We start from the raw sequence: 17490 nt of genomic DNA on the forward strand, positions 1-17490 counted from the left end.
ATTTTTGCAACGCGGCTGGCTTGATGGCTATGCGCATAATCGAGCTATACTTTCATACTTGTCTGAATCAGGATTTTCAGGATGAATGGATAACCAGGAGTTTATACTTCTGCTATACTTTTATATTTGATCTATTCCCGCTGTTCCGGACATCCTTGTCCGGAACCAATGCTGCTGCGGATTTCCAAATCCGCAGCAGTCATACATTTATACTTCCCGGTTTATACTTTCTCTGGCGCAAGCTTCCGCTTGTGCCTTAGCCGCCGCTTCCTGCATCTTAAAGCAAGCTGTTCTTTCTAGCCTCCGTTCATCCTCCAGCCTTACATCAGCTACAGTTTCACCTCTAGCTTTCTGCCCTCCCAGGCCGGGAGGCCCCGCCTTCGGGCATCGCGCTGTGTTCCCTCCTTGCCTCGCTTCCGCACGGCATGCCCTTTGCGGGCACCGGATATCTACAAGGCGCTCAACCCAAAGGCTGGGAACAAACTCGATAGCCACGGCCTTTGCTATGCAACAAGTACAGACTGTCCCCTTGAGGGGACTACAGGGGTGTAATCGCCTGCCAAGTTTATACTTTGCACAGACAGCAGCAATAATACTTATACCTCAGCAGAAGTAATGACAGGCTCCCCGCCTTAGACAAGGAGGGGCTAGGGGTGGTTGGATCCGGTGTTACAAGCACAAAATCAATGTTTAGCATGTAAAGTATAGAGAAACCCTTATTTTTGACATTATTCCTCTGACTATCACCCTATGAAGAATTGCTTTACCCTGCTTGCATCATTTATACTTCTACTCCTCGCTTCGGCTTTACAGGCGCAGAAACTCACCTGGGAGCCGCGCGAGGACCTGAACATCCTATTGCCTGCCTCCATCAAAGTATACGAAACCAACAGCACGCTGAGCGACGGGGCACCCATACGGGCCATGTATGCCCGGGTGGATTTGCGCGATAAGAACCTGAAGCTACGAGCCGTCGGGGACCCAACTAACCGGCAAACCACGCTGGAGCATTACCAGGATAATGACGCCATACTGGCCATCAACGGCGGTTACTTCGCTGCGACAAGGTCGGTGAGCCTCTATATTTCGGACGGAGAGCTTATTGAACCAGGCGTTTTCAAATCGAAGAGCGGCGTGCAAACGCGTGGCGCTTTTGGCATGGTCAACGGCAAACCTGAGATTGCCTGGACGCATAGCCCGTTGGAGAACCTGATCTACAAGTATAGCCATCCCAGCCAACCGGGTAAGCCTGAACCAACTGCCAAGACAGGCAAGCTTTGGTTGCCTGAGCAGGCTGTTGGCGGCGGACCGATGTTGGTAAAGCAGGGTAAGGTAGTGGATGTGGGGCCTATAGAAGGTTTTGGCGCCGCTCACCTGGCCCGGCACCCGCGCACGGCTATCGGTTACCCCGATGAACATACTTTGGTGATGCTGGTGGTAGACGGCCGCCAGGGAGCGAGTGCCGGCGCGACTATCCTGGAGTTAGCTAAAATAATGCACGACCTGGGCTGCGTGGAGGCAGTGAACCTCGACGGGGGCGGCTCCTCGGCCATGGTAGCAGCCAGCGAAGTGGTTAATATTCCGACAGACGTGCCCAACGGCAACCGCAACAGCCTTCGCAAGAATGCCAACGCACTGGTGCTGACCGAACAGCAGGCAAGGCCGGTGCGCGACATCACCTACATCGATACCGACAGCGATCACTACACCGAATACGGCCTCTGGCGCAACACCAACCACGCCAGCTACTACGGTGCTACACTATCGCGCCAGGCCTCTGCCGGAAGCGCCTATAACAAAGCAAGGTATCATTTTAAAAGTATAGCCAGAGGCAAATACCAGCTCGCCACCTGGTGGACGGTGGACACGGCCAGCAATGCCCGGAATGTACCGTACGTGCTGCACCATAGCGGCAAATCCGATACGCTGTATGTCAACCAGAAAACCTTCGCTACCAGCGGCCGCTGGAACGTGCTGGGCAATTTTATACTTGGTCCCGGAGATTACCTGGAGCTTTTAGGCCAAGGCGAAGGCAGGAAAGTAGTGGCCGATGCCGTGCGTCTGGTGGCCATCGAGAAATTCCCGCAGCTGCCCGCGCGCCGTGGCGACCTGCGCCTGGCCGTCATCAGCGACCTGAACTCCGGTCTGGGTGCGGCTACCTACGAATGGCAGGTAGACAGCATCATGCAGCGCATCCCGCGCATCTGGCAACCGGACCTGGTCGTGTGTGGTGGCGACATGGTGGCCGGTCAGGGTGTGTCGGAAGCGGAAACTTTGGAGAAAATGTGGCGTGGCTTTGATACCCACATCGCCGCTCCCTTGCGCAAGGCCAACATCCCCTTTGCCTTCACGCTGGGCAACCACGACGGCTCCCGCTCTTTTGCCCTAGAACGTAACGCCGCCGGCTCGTACTGGACCAAGCCCGAGCACCTGCCCAACCTCAAATTTATCGACAAAAGCCACTTCCCCTACTATTATTCGTTTGTGCACGGCGATGCCTTCTTTGTATCCTGGGAGGCTTCCTCACCGGAGATAACGGAGGAGAACCTTGCCTGGATGGAGGCGCAGTTTGCCAGACCGGAGGCCCAGGGAGCGAAGTATAGATTTGTGCTGGGCCACATGCCGCTCTACGCCGTGGCGCAGGAGCGCGACTCCAAGGGGAACCTGCTGAATAATCCCGAGAAGCTGCAACAGCTGCTCGAAAAGTATAAAGTGCATACCTACATCAGCGGGCACCAGCACGCCTACTACCCTGGCAAGCGTGGCAACCTGGAGTTGCTCAACGCCGGTGCCGTCGGCTCCGGTCCGCGCTCCTGGCTCACGCTGGATAAAGCCCCTGTGAACACCATTACCCTGGTAGACATTTTCTACGACCAGGATGCAGTTATTTACACGACCTACGATATAGGCAAAAAGGCCTCTGAGGATATGGTGGTGTTTGACGAGAAGGTGTTGCCGCAGTTTATTGAGAGCGTGAACGGCTACCTCATCCGGCGCGATGTGAGTATAGCAGGCAAGGCTTCCGGCACCTTCTCCGCTTTCCACCAGCCTACTGCTCAACAGGCAGCTGGCAGCAGCTCGGCGGAGGTACAGGTGCGCAATGACAAAGTATACGTTAGTGGTAAGTTCAGCGGGTTGCAAGATAAAGTAGCCGCCATTGCCCTTTACCGTGGTCGCCACACAGAGGCAGGCCAAGAGGTGCTAAAGCTGAAGGTAAAGTCGAGAAATGGGCGCAAGGGCAGCTTCAGCGGAAGTATGGCTATGCCAGCCGGCTTCGAAGAACTGCTGTCGGTGGGGGCCTTCCACATCCGCATTAAAACAGACAAAAACCCAAGTAGCGAGCTGAGGGCGCAGCTATACCCTGCTGCCAACCAGGCACCGGCGGCCGTGGCCGTGAGTTCGCACAACAGTCGCAACGTGTACGCGGTGCGCGATACAGAGGCGCTCTACAGCGTGAAGTGGGATAAGGCCATTGAACCTGATGGCGACATTGTATCCTATACGTACCAGCTGGCTTCCGACGAGGCTTTCCGAAGTATACTCTTGCAAAAGAGCACCGGCCGCGTGGCAAGTATAAAACTGCGCGAGCAGGACTGGTATGCGCTGCTGCAAAATGCGGCGGAAGGCGAGGCTATCACATTCTACCACCGCATCGTCGCCTCCGACGGCAAGCACGTCACCTATGGTCTGGCACAGGCCTTCAGGCTCATGAAGAGCAACGAACCATTGGAGGATTTAGTGGAGGTTCCTGCTCCGAATTATAAACTGGAGGGCAAAATAGCGGACGGTGCCGGCTATGGCGCCAAATGGGATAAGCAGGGCAAGCTCTGGCTGGCCAGCTATAGCGGCACGCTGCAAGTTAAAAATGCAGATGGTTCTGATGCGCCTTTCTCACCGCTGGAAAAGGTAACGGTAAACGGACAGGAGTATAATCTCAGGAATATCAGCGGAGTAAGCATGGATGCAGACGGCCACATCCTGATAGCGCGCAACAGGCATGTATTAAAAATTGATGCTGCTACTGGCGCCGGCATTGCAGCCTGGGAGGTGCCGGCCGGGGGCAGGGCTATTCTCACACCCCGCATCAACGACAAAGGAGAGATCTATGCCATGTCGCTGTTTGGGGAGGACCCGAATTACGTGATCAAGCAGAGCGAAAAGGAGCCCCATACGTTCGATCTGGTTCGCACTATTGAATTGCCGGAGCGCATTCTGTCCCGTGAATTCACCATGACGCCCGACGGCAAAACGCTCTACTTCCCCAACTCCGGAAGCCCCTACATCCAGGTATATACCGGTCAGGATGGAGTGAAGTATAAACAACAGGAGAACATCACCAGCATTGCTGCCGGCTGCAACGCCATCGAAATAGGGCCCATCAACACCCTCTGGACAGCGGTACGCGCCAGCGGCGTAGTGCCTGCCACTTTCCACTTCCGCGACGAGCAAAACAAGAAAATGTGGACGCTGGAGCTACCTGAGTTAGACGGTGCCGAAGCCCGCGGCCTGGGTGTATCGCCCGATGGCAAAACGCTAATCTTCTGCAGCTGGGACAAGGGCGGCGGTTTTTACAAGTATGTATTGGAAGAGGAAAGTGAGGCTGCCACAGTTGGTAATGCTGCCGGGGAGGTGCAAAGTATCAATGCGGCTGCACCTGAGGTGGAGGAAAGGAGGCGTAAGAAGAGGTAAGAAACTTTAATTATGCGGTACTAAATCCAAGCACCCCCTGGCTGAAAATTAACCCCACCCTAACCCTCCCCTAAGAACAGGGGAGGGATTTCTGCTACTCCTCCTGTCATCTCGAGCAGGGCGAGAGATCTGGCTGGAATCTTAAATAGATCTCTCCCAAAGGTCGAGATGACAGCATAAGCGACGGCTATCGAAAGCTGTTCCCAGCCTTTGGGTGGGGGTTTCCCCAAGAGCGCCTCTAGAGGTTCCGGTGACGAGCGGCAGCCCGGGGCACGTGGGCAGGAAGCGAAAGCAGCGCGATGCCCTTATCGAGGGCCCCTACCCCCAAGGCGAGGCCTCCCGGCTTGGGAGGGAGCCAAGCAAGAGATGAAACGATAGGTATGTAAACCTGGAGGATGAACGGCGGCTAGCAAGGATGCTTGTGTCAAGTAGAAGGAAGCAGTGGCTAATAGTGGCACAAGCGGACGCTTGCGCCAGAAAAGTATAGAGTATAGCTGAAGTATAAGTATGGCTTTTCAAGCCAGTTGGGTTGCAAACCCAACACCATAGGTAGGCACGGTTTGCAAACTCGCGCCAGCGGAGCTTACACCAATCATTAAACTACCCCTGTAACAACCTCTGATACAGCTCATAATTCTCCTCATCAAAACACACAAAAACCACTTGCTTTATACTTGTCGCCTGTTCCTGTAAGTATGATTTTACCGTTTCTACCGCCACCTTTGCGGCCTTATCCTTGGGGTAGCCGTACACGCCCGTGCTGATGTTGGGGAAGGCTATACTTTGCACACCATGCTCCTGGGCCAGTTTCAGGCTGTTGCGGTAGCAGCTAGCCAGCAAACCGGGCTCTCCTTTCTGCCCGCCATCCCAGATAGGGCCGACCGTGTGGATCACATACTTGGCAGGCAGCCTGCCTGCAGTGGTGATAACGGCCTCACCGGTCGGGCAGCCTCCCTGCCGGGCGCGTATCTGGCGGCACTCCTCCAGAATGTCCGGTCCGCCGGCGCGGTGGATGGCCCCATCCACGCCTCCCCCACCCAGCAGGCTGTTGTTCGCTGCGTTTACAATGGCGTCAACCGCCACTTTGGTAATGTCGCCTTGCTGTACTTCAATCACTGTTTTTTCCATATTTTATACTTTGCTCAGGTATAACCTCGCGGTTCCTCCTAACTCTAAAACTATTACTGGCTTATACTTGTTGCAACTGTATAGTTTGCCTTTTAAGGAGGAAGATTTGTTCGTATCTTTGCGGGCATACAATACAAAAATTATGGCAATCACAAAAGAAGATATACTAAAAGCCCTCAGCTACGTGGAGGAGCCGGATCTGGGCAAAGACTTGGTGACGCTCAACATGATTGAGGATGTGCAAGTGGATGGCAAAAACGTGAGTCTCACCGTAATCCTGACCACGCCTGCCTGCCCGCTCAAGGACTTAATCCGCAACGCCTGCGTGAACGCTGTGCATGCCATGGTGGACAAAGAGGCCGACGTAACCGTGAACATGACCTCGCGCGTGACCTCCGGCCGTGGCGATACCTCCGAAGTGCTGAACGGCGTGAAAAACATTATTGCCGTGGCTTCCGGTAAAGGCGGTGTGGGCAAGTCTACCGTTACTTCCAACCTGGCCATTGCCCTGGCGCAGAGCGGTGCCCGCGTAGGCCTCATCGACGCCGATATTTCCGGTCCTTCTATCCCCACCATGTTTGGTGCCGAGCAGGATCGCCCCCTTATGGTGCAGGGTGATCACGGCAAGAACTATATCCAGCCGGTAGAGAAGTATGGCGTGAAAATGATGTCCATCGGCTTCCTGACGCCTGCCGATGGCGCGGTGGTTTGGAGAGGCCCGATGGCCAGCTCTGCGCTGCGTCAGTTTATTTCTGATGTGGAGTGGGGCGAGCTGGACTACCTGCTGCTGGACCTGCCTCCGGGAACCTCCGACATTCACCTGACCATGGTACAGGCCCTGCCGGTAACCGGCGCTGTGATCGTGACGACGCCGCAGAAAGTGGCCCTGGCCGATGCCGTGCGTGGCCTGCAGATGTTCCGCCAGCCGCAGATAAACGTGCCGGTTTTGGGCGTTGTGGAAAATATGGCGTATTTTACACCTGCCGAGCTTCCGGAGAACAAATACTATATCTTCGGGGAGGGCGGTGGCAAGGCACTTGCCGAGAAGTTTGACGTAACGTTGCTGGGCCAGGTGCCAATCGTGCAGAGCATCCGCGAGAGCGGCGACGCCGGAACCCCGGTGGTGATGCAGAACGATTCTCCGGCCAGTGGTGTTTTCAAGGAGTTGGCGCAGGCCGTGGCCCAGCAGGTATCGGTACGCAACGCTACCCTGGCCAAGACTAAACCAGTAGAAATCAAAAGCTAAGAATATATGGCAGCCACAAACATAGATCAGGATTTCCTGCTTCGCATCGAATCGGCCCTCGACCAGATTCGGCCTTACCTGGAGGCTGACGGAGGAAACGTGAAGGTGCTGGAGGTTACAGACGAGATGGTGCTGCGCCTGGAGTTATTGGGCGCCTGCGGTACCTGTCCTATGTCCACCATGACGCTGAAGGCAGGCGTGGAGCAATCGGTACTCAGAGCGGTTCCTGAAATCAAGGCCGTAGAGGCCGTTAACGTGGCTCCTACAGAGCTGTAACACAAGCAACGCATAATTTTAAAGTATAATGAGGGGTGTGGCTGCAGCAGTAGCTACACCCTTTCTGTTTCCCTTCTTTTATACTTTGCCGCCACCTCCTGCCCCATATCTTTTCTGGAAAAAGCCCTTATTTAGGAGAATTGTCCCCTTGAGGGGACTACAGGGGTGTAAAGCTACGGAGCGGGGCCCTTGTGTGGGCAGAAATGGGTGTGCAAGCAGGTGTAAACACCCCTATTGAGCGAAGCCCGCAAACGGCGAACTCCCGTTCTCACTTGTCCTCAAGGGGATAGTTCCTTATTGCGCTTGGCTCTGGATATCTCAAAAGAGCCAAATCTGAAAAAGATATGGGATAGGATAAGCCTCCTGCCTTGCTCCAAAGTATAAATCAGCCACAGCTCCCACCTCTGTTGCAGGCAAGTATAAAATCGGCCGTTCCCATGCATACAGGTGGGCAAAAAAGCTATATTTGTACTATAGCTAACCAGAACTGACCTGCACATGATAAGAGCCAACGACCCTTCGCTGCATTCCTGGATTGAGATAGACGCTAAAAGTGATTTCCCTATTCAGAACCTGCCCTTTGGTATTTTCCGCGCCCCCAACCGCGACCCGCGCCTAGGTGTGGCCATAGGCGAGTATATCCTGGACCTTTGTGAGCTGGGCCGCCGCGATTTCTTTGAGCTCATCGACCTGGACCCTAACGTATTCCACCGTCCCTACCTCAACGATTTTATCGCCTTGGGTAAACCCATCTGGCGGGCGGTGCGCAACCGGGTGTCTGAGCTGCTACGCAACGACAACGACGAGATCAGCGGCAACAGCAACCTGATCCGTGCCGTGCTGGTAAAGCAGAGCGAAGCCGAAATGCTGATGCCCGTAAAGGTTGGCAACTACACCGATTTCTACTCCAGTATCGAGCATGCCACCAACGTGGGCACCATGTTCCGCGACCCAAAGAATGCCCTGCTGCCGAATTGGAAGCACATTCCGATAGGCTACCATGGGCGCGCCTCTTCCATCGTCGTGTCAGGCACCGATATTTACCGCCCTAAAGGGCAAACCAAGGCTCCGGATGCCGAAGCACCAACTTTTGGCCCTACACGGCTGCTGGACTTTGAACTGGAGGTAGCCTTCATCACCGGCCGCGAAACCGAGCTGGGAGAAAGTATAAGCCCTAACGAGGCGGATGACTATATCTTCGGCCTGGTGCTGTTCAACGACTGGTCTGCCCGCGATATCCAAACCTGGGAGTACGTGCCGCTGGGGCCGTTCCTGGCTAAAAGCTTTGCCTCGTCTGTCTCTCCGTGGGTGGTCACGCTGGATGCCCTGGAGCCATTCCGCGTAAAAGGGCCGGTGCAGGACCCCAGGCCACTGCCTTACCTGGAGTTTACGGGCAACCGCAACTACGATATTAAACTGGAAGTGCTGCTGCAGCCGGAAGGCGGTGAGGAAAACAGTATCTGCCGCTCCAACTACCGGTACATGTACTGGAACATGAACCAGCAGCTGGCCCACCAGAGTAGCAACGGCTGCAACATCCAGGTAGGCGACATGTATGCATCAGGCACAATCAGCGGCTCCGAGAAGGACTCCTATGGCTCTATGCTGGAGCTTACCTGGCGTGGCACCAACCCGCTCAAACTCTCCGACGGCTCCGAACGCAAGTTCATCAACGATGGCGATACCGTTATCATGCGCGGACACGCCGAGCGAAATGGCATCCGCATCGGCTTCAGCGAGGTGAGAACGAAGGTGCTGCCGGCTGTTTAATTAATAGTTTTTAGTTGTTCGTTATTAGATGTTGGTTGTTAGTTGATGGTTACTAAGTCCCTAAACTTTCTAACTTTCTAACTCTTTAACTTCTAACTCTCTAGCTCCTCAACTCCCAAACTCTTAAACTCCTAAACTTTCCATGTTGACGATAAACCCACAGGAGGTAAAAACGGCGGAAGTACACGCGCTTTTGCTGGGTGCCATCGCCCCGCGCCCCATCGCTTTTGCCAGCACCACCGACCGGGAGGGAAACGTGAACCTGAGCCCGTTCAGCTTCTTCAACGTGTTCAGCGCCAAGCCTCCTATTCTGGTGTTTTCCCCTGCCCGCCGCGTGCGCGATAATACCGGCAAGCATACTTTGGAGAATGTGCTTGAGACAAAGGAGGTGGTCATCAACATTGCCAACTTTGATATTGTGGAGCAAATGTCGCTGGCCAGCACCGAGTATGACCGCGGCATAAACGAATTTATCAAATCGGGCCTCACACCGGAGCCCTCTGTGATGGTACAGCCCCCGCGCGTAAAGGAAGCTCCTGTTGCATTCGAGTGTAAAGTAAACGAAGTAATCAGCTTAGGTCCCGAGGGAGGTGCTGGGAACCTTGTTATCTGTGAGGTGCTCTTGATACATGTTAAGGAGGAAATCCTGGACGAGAATGGCAAGATAGACCCGTTCAAGCTTGACGCCGTAGCCCGAATGGGTGGCGACTATTACCTGAGAGCCAACGGAGATTGTATCTTTGAACTGCCTAAGCCGATACGCAACAAGGGCATTGGCTTTGATCAGCTTCCGGGCTTTATCCGCTCCAGTTCTATACTTACAGGCAATAACCTGGCTCGCCTTGCTAATTCGGAGTCTATTCCTTCGGAGGAGGAAGTAGAAAGTATAAAAGCTGATCCGCTGGTAAGTTATACTTTGAGTAAGTATAAAAGTGATGCAGGCAGGCTACGTCAGGAGCTGGAGTTATTAGGTAAAAAACTGTTGGAAGATAATCAGGTGGAGATGGCCTGGAAGGTACTGCTGTTGAGTGGCAAAGTATAAACCTTAAGCAGTAATTTACTGCTATGATGAAGGTATAAACCGACTCCTAAGAGCTGCGCTCGCTAGCTCAAAACTCCCGTTTTGGCCAGTCCACAAGAAGAGAATCAGCTGCAGCCGATTAACATCCCCCTACCCCCTTCAAAGGGGGAACTTAGCTCCATGTATAATTCACTTGCTGGCGCGGGTTTCCCCGAAATGCTTCGGGACAGGGCAACCCGTGACTTGTTATGAGGTCGGATTTGTAATCCGACTGGGCTGGCCTGTCCCGGGCGCAGTTCCGGGCAGGCCCGCGATAGCCGGCCACGAGCGTGGACGCTTGCGCCATAACAAACTACCATACCCACCAAGTATAAAGCAAAAGCGCCTGCTGTTCAGACAGCAGGCGCTTTTGCTTTATACTTGAAACTCGTTAATTCATCTGCAGGTCCAGCTCTTCAAAGCGGGAGTTTTTGCTTATATACTCCGGTACGATCTGCTTCATCTTCCGAACTACCTGCAGTTCGTCCTTCGTTTTGTTTAGCTGGAAAAGCTCATCAATATCCGCTACCACAGCATCGTAACTGTAGTTACGCACCTTGGATATTTTAATCTTTTCGTGGTGCGTAGGAATCGTCAGTTCCTCCTCGTTCAGCAGCTCCTCAAAAAGCTTCTCACCCGGTCTGAGGCCTGTAAAGGAAACCTGAATATCTACATCCGGCGTAAGGCCAGCCAGTCGAATCATCTTATATGCCAGATCCACAATCTTTACCGGCTCTCCCATATCAAAGATAAAGATCTCGCCGCCATTGCCCATGGTACCCGCCTCCAGTACCAATTGCACCGCCTCCGGAATCGTCATGAAGTAGCGCGTGATATCAGGGTGCGTTACAGTAACTGGGCCGCCTTTTTCAATCTGCTGACGGAAGCGCGGAATAACAGAACCGTTTGAGCCGAGCACATTCCCAAAACGGGTGGTGATGAACTTGGTCTGTGTTACCTGCTTGTAAGGGTGCTTGTTCCCATTTACCTTACCATGGTGCAGGTTATTGAGCGATTGAATGTAAATCTCCGCAATGCGCTTGGAAGTACCCATGATGTTTGTCGGGTTCACCGCCTTGTCGGTCGAAATCATCACGAACTTCTCCACATCAAAGGTCAGCGACAGATCCGCCAGGTTTCTTGTCCCCAAAACGTTGGTCAGGATCGCCTCACAAGGGTTGTTCTCCATCATCGGCACGTGCTTGTAGGCCGCCGCATGATAGACAATATCCGGGGTAAACTCCTTAAACATGGAGTACATCCTGCTGGAGTTGGTAATATCCCCAATAAAAATGGCGATTTTAGTACCCGGATACTTCTCTTCCATCTCCAGCTGCAGCTCGTGCAAAGGAGATTCGGCCTGGTCACAAATGATTAGAAGCTCCGGCTTATAACCTATTACCTGACGCACAATCTCAGAGCCGATGGAGCCGGCACCACCGGTTACCAGCACACGTTTGCCGCGCAGGTCCTTGCTGATGCGATCGTTCTCGATCACGATGGGCGGGCGCTGCAGCAGGTCTTCGATTTTCAAATCCTTGATCTGATTCATGCTCAGCTGCCCGGACATCCACTGCTCAGTCGGAGGCACGGTCAGGACCTTAATGCCTAGTTCCACGCAGCGCTCCGCAAACCTTTTCTGTGTGTCAGATGTGAGGTCTTCGGCAAACACCATTACCTTGTCCACCTTCAGCTTTTCCTGTAGGCGCTCGATGTCATCGATGTGGTATACTTTTTTCTGGTGAATATGCTTGTTTACTTTATTCGAGTTCTCGTCCAGGAAACCCAGGATAACGAACCGGCCCATGCCACTTGTTTCCAGTGCCTGCTTCAAAAGTATGGCGAAGCCGTTGGCGCCATAAATCAGCACCCGCTCCCGCTCCCCGGCATTGCTGTTTTTAAAGAAAATAAATAAGGCCTTTGCTCCCATCCTTACCAGCGTCAGCAAGGTAGAAGAGATGAAGAAGCAGATAAGTAATACCAGGTATATGTTTACCGAGTCAATTTTGTGTACCGGGGCAACCCAGGCCCCTATGAGAATGGCGTAGGAAAGGCTGGCAATCAGCACAGCCGTAAAGATGCGGTTGATATCGTATATGCTTGAATACCGGATAAGCCCGGTATGAATGCGCATGGTATAAAACGTGATCAGCGATACAAGCCCAAAGAGCCCGATATATACCAGGAAGTGCCCACGCATGATCTCCTCAAAGTGGAACTGCTTAATGACAAAGAAAGAAAGAGCGAAAGACCAGCTCATGATCAGCTGGTCAATTAAAAGCACTATCCACTTAGGAAGTGACTTGTTAATCAATATTTTCATATATATGATTATTACAGCACAGACCTCTGCAGTAGTAACGCTGCATCAGACTAAAACTGTATTTTTCTGTAAAATCTACTCAATCAACACCACACAGATAAAACGCCTAAATATAAATAACATTACCTATAAAGCATAGGGTATGCTAAATATTCAATACCTCACACGGCTGCCCGGGCTGTAATTCGATTGTATGAACGCAAAGTTTAAAGCTAAGTTGTATAACCTTTTCGTTACTATTTATAGCTTTAAAATGGAAATTATACTAAGAAAGTGCATTACCAAATATTAGCAAAGCAAAATACATACTATCCTAAAAACTATGCAAATATAGTATAAAGCCTGCATAGATGCGTCTTTCTTATCATTAATTTTGGATAAAATTTATGTCTTCCCATATCTCTTGTTTTATGAAATTTAGTTAAGCCGTGCCTGAATTTTGCACTGGAATTGTAACAAGTCATGCTCAACCTCTGCCTTTATCGCGCGTAAGCTATAGTCAAAGCATGTGAAACAAACAACGTATGAGATATGGCAGACAAGAAAGATAAGACCGAAGAGACCAAGCGTAGCCTGGCAAGCAATGCCAACACTAAGCTTAATCCGGAAGATTATTCCAACAAGGCAAACATCAAGGGAGGCGTAGACAAAGGAAAGGCAGGAACAAAAGCAACCGCTTCCCAGCAACAAGGACAGGGTGCCTGGAACAAGAAGAACAACGATGATAACCGGACAGGTACTAAGAGTGGCGGCGGTGGCAGTGGACAGGGGGCGAATACCCCGACCGGCAAATAAAGTATAAACTGAATCATAAAGAAAGCCGAAGGTTGAACAGCATATGCTCATCCTTCGGCTTTTTATGATTGGTGGCTAAATTACAATTACCACTTGCTGGCGCGGGTTTGCAACCCGTGCCTAACTATGAGGTCGGATTTGTAATCCGACTGAGCCGGAGGCCAACGATAGCCCGTCACGAGCGTGGACGCTCGCGCCATAAAAAGCGAGTTTACCAGAAGAAAACGGCCCTGCCTCCTTGGAGGCGTAGGTTTAAAAGCAAATGACACGCATAACTCGCTTAAGAATGGTGTAGTGTAGATGTTAGAACTATAAAAAAGCAGTAGGTGGCGCTACTAGTTGCGCCACCTACTGCTTTTCTGTCCGAGGCTTAGGGTATATTTATACTTTCGCTTCCTGGTACAAAGCTTTAATCTGCTTTACAACCCTATCCAGATCCGCTTGTGTCAGGTTAGAGCCGGAAGGAAGACAAAGCCCTAGATCGAACAAGCGTTCGCTGGTGCCGTCGCCGTAAAAAGGAGCCTCAGCAAAAACAGGTTGCAGGTGCATGGGCTTCCAGAGCGGGCGCGTTTCGATGTTGTCCTTCTCCAGGTGCAGGCGGATGGTTTCTCTTGTTATTCCCTCTTCCTCCTTTACCAGGATGGTGCTCAGCCATCTGTTGGAGTAGTACTCACCCGTTGGCTCCTCTGCAAAAAGTATGGCTTCATTCTCAGCAAAAACTTCTTTATAGAATTCGTAATTGCTACGGCGCTTTTCCACGCGCAATGGCAACACTTCCATCTGTCCACGGCCTATACCAGCGCATACATTGCTCATGCGGTAGTTATATCCGATATGCGAGTGCTGGTAGTGCGGTGCAGCATCCCGGGCCTGGGTCGCCAAAAAGCGCGATTTCCTAATCCACTCTTCATTTTTAGATACCAGCGCCCCGCCGCCGGAGGTAGTGATGATCTTGTTCCCGTTAAAGGAAAGTATACTTAGCGCCCCGAAGGTGCCAAGCTTCTGCCCCTTGTAGGAAGAGCCAAGTGCTTCGGCCGCGTCCTCAATTACAGGGATTTCATACTTGTCGGCAACAGCCATGATGCGTTCCATTTGCGCCGGCATACCATAAAGGTGTACCAAAATAATAGCCTTTGGCTTTTTGCCTTTGGCTATGCGATCTTGAATAGCTGTTTCCAGGTGCTCCGGCGACATATTCCAGGTCTGCTCCTCGCTGTCTATAAAAACAGGTGTCGCGCCCTGATACACGATTGGGTTAGCCGAAGCAGAGAAGGTCATGGATTGGCAGATCACTTCATCACCCGCCTGTACCCCAAGTATAATAAGAGCTAGATGTAGTGCAGACGTTCCTGAACTTAGAGCCGCCACGTGCACTCCCTCTCCCAGGTAAGCAGCCAGATCAGATTCAAACCCATCTACATGTGGGCCTAGGGGAGCGATCCAGTTTGTTTCAAAAGCCTCCTGTACATACTTAAACTCCTGCTCACCCATGTGGGGTGAAGAGAGCCAGATTTTCTCGTTCATGTTAACAGTATTTTATAATCTTACCCGGGTTACCGACCACAACGGCCTTATCCGGTACATCGCGTATCACCACTGCTCCGGCTCCAATCTTACACCATTTGCCGATCTTAACGCCAGGTATCACCACCGCACCGGCTCCGATCCAGGTCCCTTCTCCTACCGATACGTTTCCGCAAAGTACGGCACCCGGCGACACATGTGCAAAATCTGCGACCACACATTCATGGTCAATTTTTGCCCCGGTGTTGATAATAACGTGCTTCCCTATCTGTGCCTCCGCCTGAAGTATCGCCCCTTGCATCACGACTGTTCCCTCTCCTATCACAACACTTGACGATAAGATAGCTGTGGCAGAAATAGCCTGTCCATAGGTTACCTGCAGCTGCTGAGCAATTCTGGCCCGAATACTGTTACTCCCAATGCTGATAATTAAAGGCTCATTCAGAGGCTGTTCCGGCCCTAACTTTCCCAGTACTTTTATACCGCACAAATCTTTCAGGTCCGGGTTGTCATCAAACAAACCCATTACCGGCACACCTGCTTCTTGCAGGATGTCGATGATGACTTTGGCATGTCCGCTGGCTCCGTAAAGGTACATGGGAAGTTTAGAGAGTTTAGGAGTTAGAGAGTTTAGGAGTTAGAGAGTTTAAGAGTTAGAGGGTTGAGAAGTTAGAAAGTTAAATTATGTTTTTTGCAATTCGATCTAATATGACAGTTTACAGGATTAGTATTTTGTCCAGTAACTAAGGTTTTCATGCGAACTAACATAATGTGAGCCCAGAACTCAAATAATCAGGCCAGCAAATAATCCTGTACAATCACCAAAATCAATAAAATCACTGATTATTCCCTTGGAACTTTGGCATAGTGGCCACGCCTTCTGCGCTGATGCCTTCAGACTTGAAGATCTTAAAAATAGTCATAAAGATAATCTTCAGGTCTAGCCAGAGCGATATGTTATCCACATACCATACATCATACTGAAATTTCTGATTCCAACTGATGGCATTACGTCCGTTTACCTGTGCCCAGCCTGTTATTCCCGGCCGCACCTCATGCCTTCTGAATTGCTCGTCACTATAAAGGGGAAGGTATTCCACCAATAAGGGTCGAGGTCCAATTAAGCTCATATCGCCCTTAATTACATTCAGCAACTGCGGTATTTCATCCAAAGACGTCTTACGCACGAATTTTCCTACTGGTGTCAGGCGCACTTCATCTGGTAACAGATTTCCCTGGGCATTTTTCAGATCATTCATCGTCTTATACTTGATAACCCGGAAGATCTTACCATTTTTTCCTGGTCTTGGCTGCAGGAAGAAGGGCTTCCCCTGGTTGGCAAAGTATAGCAACCCTGTTACTACCAGGAAAACCGGCAATAATATAGTAAAACCTATCAGGCCAAGTATAAAATCGATGATGCGTTTAAAAAAATTTCGGTATAACCGGTTCATGCTTGTCTAAAAGTAATAGCCCTTATAATGCCTAGCGCTGTATAAACTTCCTGCACCCTTAAAAAAGGTTTGGACGTTTCTAAGTGCAAGTTATATTCCATGCTGCGAGCGTCTCATCTAGTAACTTGCTATATCGCAGGCCTCTGTCCCAGCCGAATAATGTGTTGTACTTGCAGCACCGGGTTCAATCACTCCTAACCCCTCCTAGGGGTAGGGGACCCTCGAAAAAGTCCAAGGAGGGGAATTTTAATCCCACCCTAGCCCTCCCCTAAGAACTTGGGGGAATTTATATTCGCCTTCTTTGTCATCTCGAGCTGCGCGAGAGACCTATTGGGAATTCTAAACAGATCTCTCCCGAAGGTCGAGATGACAGCAATAACAGAAGCTATTGCATTTTTTTATCATAGCAGGCGTTTATCATCCCCCTGCCCCTTAAAATGCAAGGCCGTTTCGTTCTCTATATTTGCCATCCTGAAAGCATCCTGGTAGCAAGTAGCAGAAGGGCCCTTTATCGCTACCAGATTTCTTAATAGCATGACAAATATAGGCTTTGTAAGCAGAATCGACTGTACCTTCAAAGAGAACTTTCTGTCCTTTATTGGGCGTATCACACTTTGCTAAACACAAGATAAAAGCTCAAAGAGAGTTTTCTCCTCTTTTATTTTACCTCCTCCGGCACCTGTTGAGCCACCCCGATGCCGTAGTAGGCGAAGCCTTTTTTGGCCAGCTCTGCCCCGTCGTAGATGTTGCGGCCGTCGAAGACCACCTTCTCCTTCATCAGCTTGCCCACCACAGAGAAGTTGGGGGAGCGGAACTCGGGCCACTCGGTCACCAGCAGCAGCGCGTCGGCCTCGATGAGCACCTCGTACTCGTCCTTGCCGTACTCGACCCTGTCGCCCAGGCTATGCTTAGCCTCGGCCATGGCCACCGGGTCGTAGGCCTTCACCCGGGCGCCGGCCTCCAGCAGGCGCTCGATGATGACCAGCGAGGGGGCCTCGCGCATGTCGTCGGTCTTGGGCTTGAAGGACAGGCCCCACACGGCAAACGTCTTGCCGGCCAGCTCCCCTGCAAAGTGGGCCACGACCTTGTCAAAGAGCACCGACTTCTGGCGCTCGTTCACTTCCTCCACCGCCTGCAGCACCCGCATGGGGTAGCCCTGCTCGGCGGCCGTCCGTATCAGCGCCTTCACGTCCTTGGGAAAGCAAGAGCCCCCGTAGCCGATGCC

Annotated in this window: 13 protein-coding genes; 7 read left to right on the plus strand and 6 right to left on the minus strand. The window is 51.8% G+C overall.

The features are described 5' to 3' along the window. Window positions 1-23: 23 nt before the first annotated feature. On the plus strand, window positions 24-260 hold the full coding sequence (locus C8N40_RS22445) for a hypothetical protein (RefSeq protein WP_146173562.1): 237 nt from the start codon (window positions 24-26) through the stop codon (window positions 258-260). A 490-nt stretch (window positions 261-750) separates the two neighbouring features. After that, complete coding sequence (locus tag C8N40_RS12295; RefSeq protein ID WP_108212048.1) at window positions 751-4689, plus strand: phosphodiester glycosidase family protein; 3939 nt, start codon at window positions 751-753, stop codon at window positions 4687-4689. A 600-nt stretch (window positions 4690-5289) separates the two neighbouring features. Here C8N40_RS12295 and C8N40_RS12300 read toward each other — a convergent pair. Then, the gene (locus C8N40_RS12300; RefSeq protein ID WP_211318097.1) at window positions 5290-5817 is read right to left on the minus strand and encodes an O-acetyl-ADP-ribose deacetylase; all 528 of its coding nucleotides are present in this window, start codon (window positions 5815-5817) and stop codon (window positions 5290-5292) included. A gap of 142 nt (window positions 5818-5959) precedes the next feature. Between C8N40_RS12300 and C8N40_RS12305 the strand changes: the two genes are divergently transcribed. From C8N40_RS12305 to C8N40_RS12320, 4 genes are all read left to right on the plus strand, one after another. Beyond that, window positions 5960-7063 (plus strand): Mrp/NBP35 family ATP-binding protein, encoded by a 1104-nt coding sequence (locus C8N40_RS12305; protein WP_108212089.1) that lies wholly within the window; start codon window positions 5960-5962, stop codon window positions 7061-7063. Window positions 7064-7069: 6 nt separating this feature from the next. Beyond that, window positions 7070-7339 (plus strand): NifU family protein, encoded by a 270-nt coding sequence (locus tag C8N40_RS12310; protein WP_092099641.1) that lies wholly within the window; start codon window positions 7070-7072, stop codon window positions 7337-7339. A gap of 498 nt (window positions 7340-7837) precedes the next feature. Then, window positions 7838-9109 (plus strand): fumarylacetoacetase, encoded by a 1272-nt coding sequence (fahA, locus tag C8N40_RS12315; protein WP_211318098.1) that lies wholly within the window; start codon window positions 7838-7840, stop codon window positions 9107-9109. Between the two features lie 142 nt (window positions 9110-9251). Continuing rightward, complete coding sequence (locus C8N40_RS12320) at window positions 9252-10151, plus strand: flavin reductase family protein (RefSeq protein ID WP_108212049.1); 900 nt, start codon at window positions 9252-9254, stop codon at window positions 10149-10151. A gap of 409 nt (window positions 10152-10560) precedes the next feature. Here C8N40_RS12320 and C8N40_RS12325 read toward each other — a convergent pair whose 3' ends face one another. Continuing rightward, on the minus strand, window positions 10561-12492 hold the full coding sequence (locus C8N40_RS12325; protein WP_108212050.1) for a polysaccharide biosynthesis protein: 1932 nt from the start codon (window positions 12490-12492) through the stop codon (window positions 10561-10563). 531 nt (window positions 12493-13023) lie between these two features. Between C8N40_RS12325 and C8N40_RS12330 the strand changes: the two genes are divergently transcribed. After that, window positions 13024-13287: a hypothetical protein gene (locus C8N40_RS12330; RefSeq protein WP_108212051.1), complete on the plus strand. Its 264-nt coding sequence runs from the start codon at window positions 13024-13026 to the stop codon at window positions 13285-13287. A gap of 381 nt (window positions 13288-13668) precedes the next feature. Here the strand turns inward: C8N40_RS12330 and C8N40_RS12335 are convergent, their stop codons facing one another. The 4 genes from C8N40_RS12335 to C8N40_RS12355 form a co-directional block, all read right to left on the minus strand. Further along, window positions 13669-14811, minus strand: a complete 1143-nt coding sequence (locus C8N40_RS12335; protein WP_108212052.1) for a DegT/DnrJ/EryC1/StrS family aminotransferase — start codon at window positions 14809-14811, stop codon at window positions 13669-13671. A gap of 1 nt (window position 14812) precedes the next feature. Further along, window positions 14813-15409, minus strand: coding sequence for an acetyltransferase (locus tag C8N40_RS12340; protein ID WP_108212053.1), 597 nt, complete (start codon window positions 15407-15409; stop codon window positions 14813-14815). 238 nt (window positions 15410-15647) lie between these two features. Next, complete coding sequence (locus tag C8N40_RS12345) at window positions 15648-16265, minus strand: sugar transferase (RefSeq protein ID WP_108212054.1); 618 nt, start codon at window positions 16263-16265, stop codon at window positions 15648-15650. 658 nt (window positions 16266-16923) lie between these two features. Beyond that, a partial coding sequence (locus C8N40_RS12355) for a UDP binding domain-containing protein (RefSeq protein WP_146173563.1) occupies window positions 16924-17490 on the minus strand: 567 nt, incomplete at its 5' end.

This window comes from Pontibacter mucosus (assembly GCF_003054055.1).
Lineage (GTDB): Bacteria > Bacteroidota > Bacteroidia > Cytophagales > Hymenobacteraceae > Pontibacter > Pontibacter mucosus.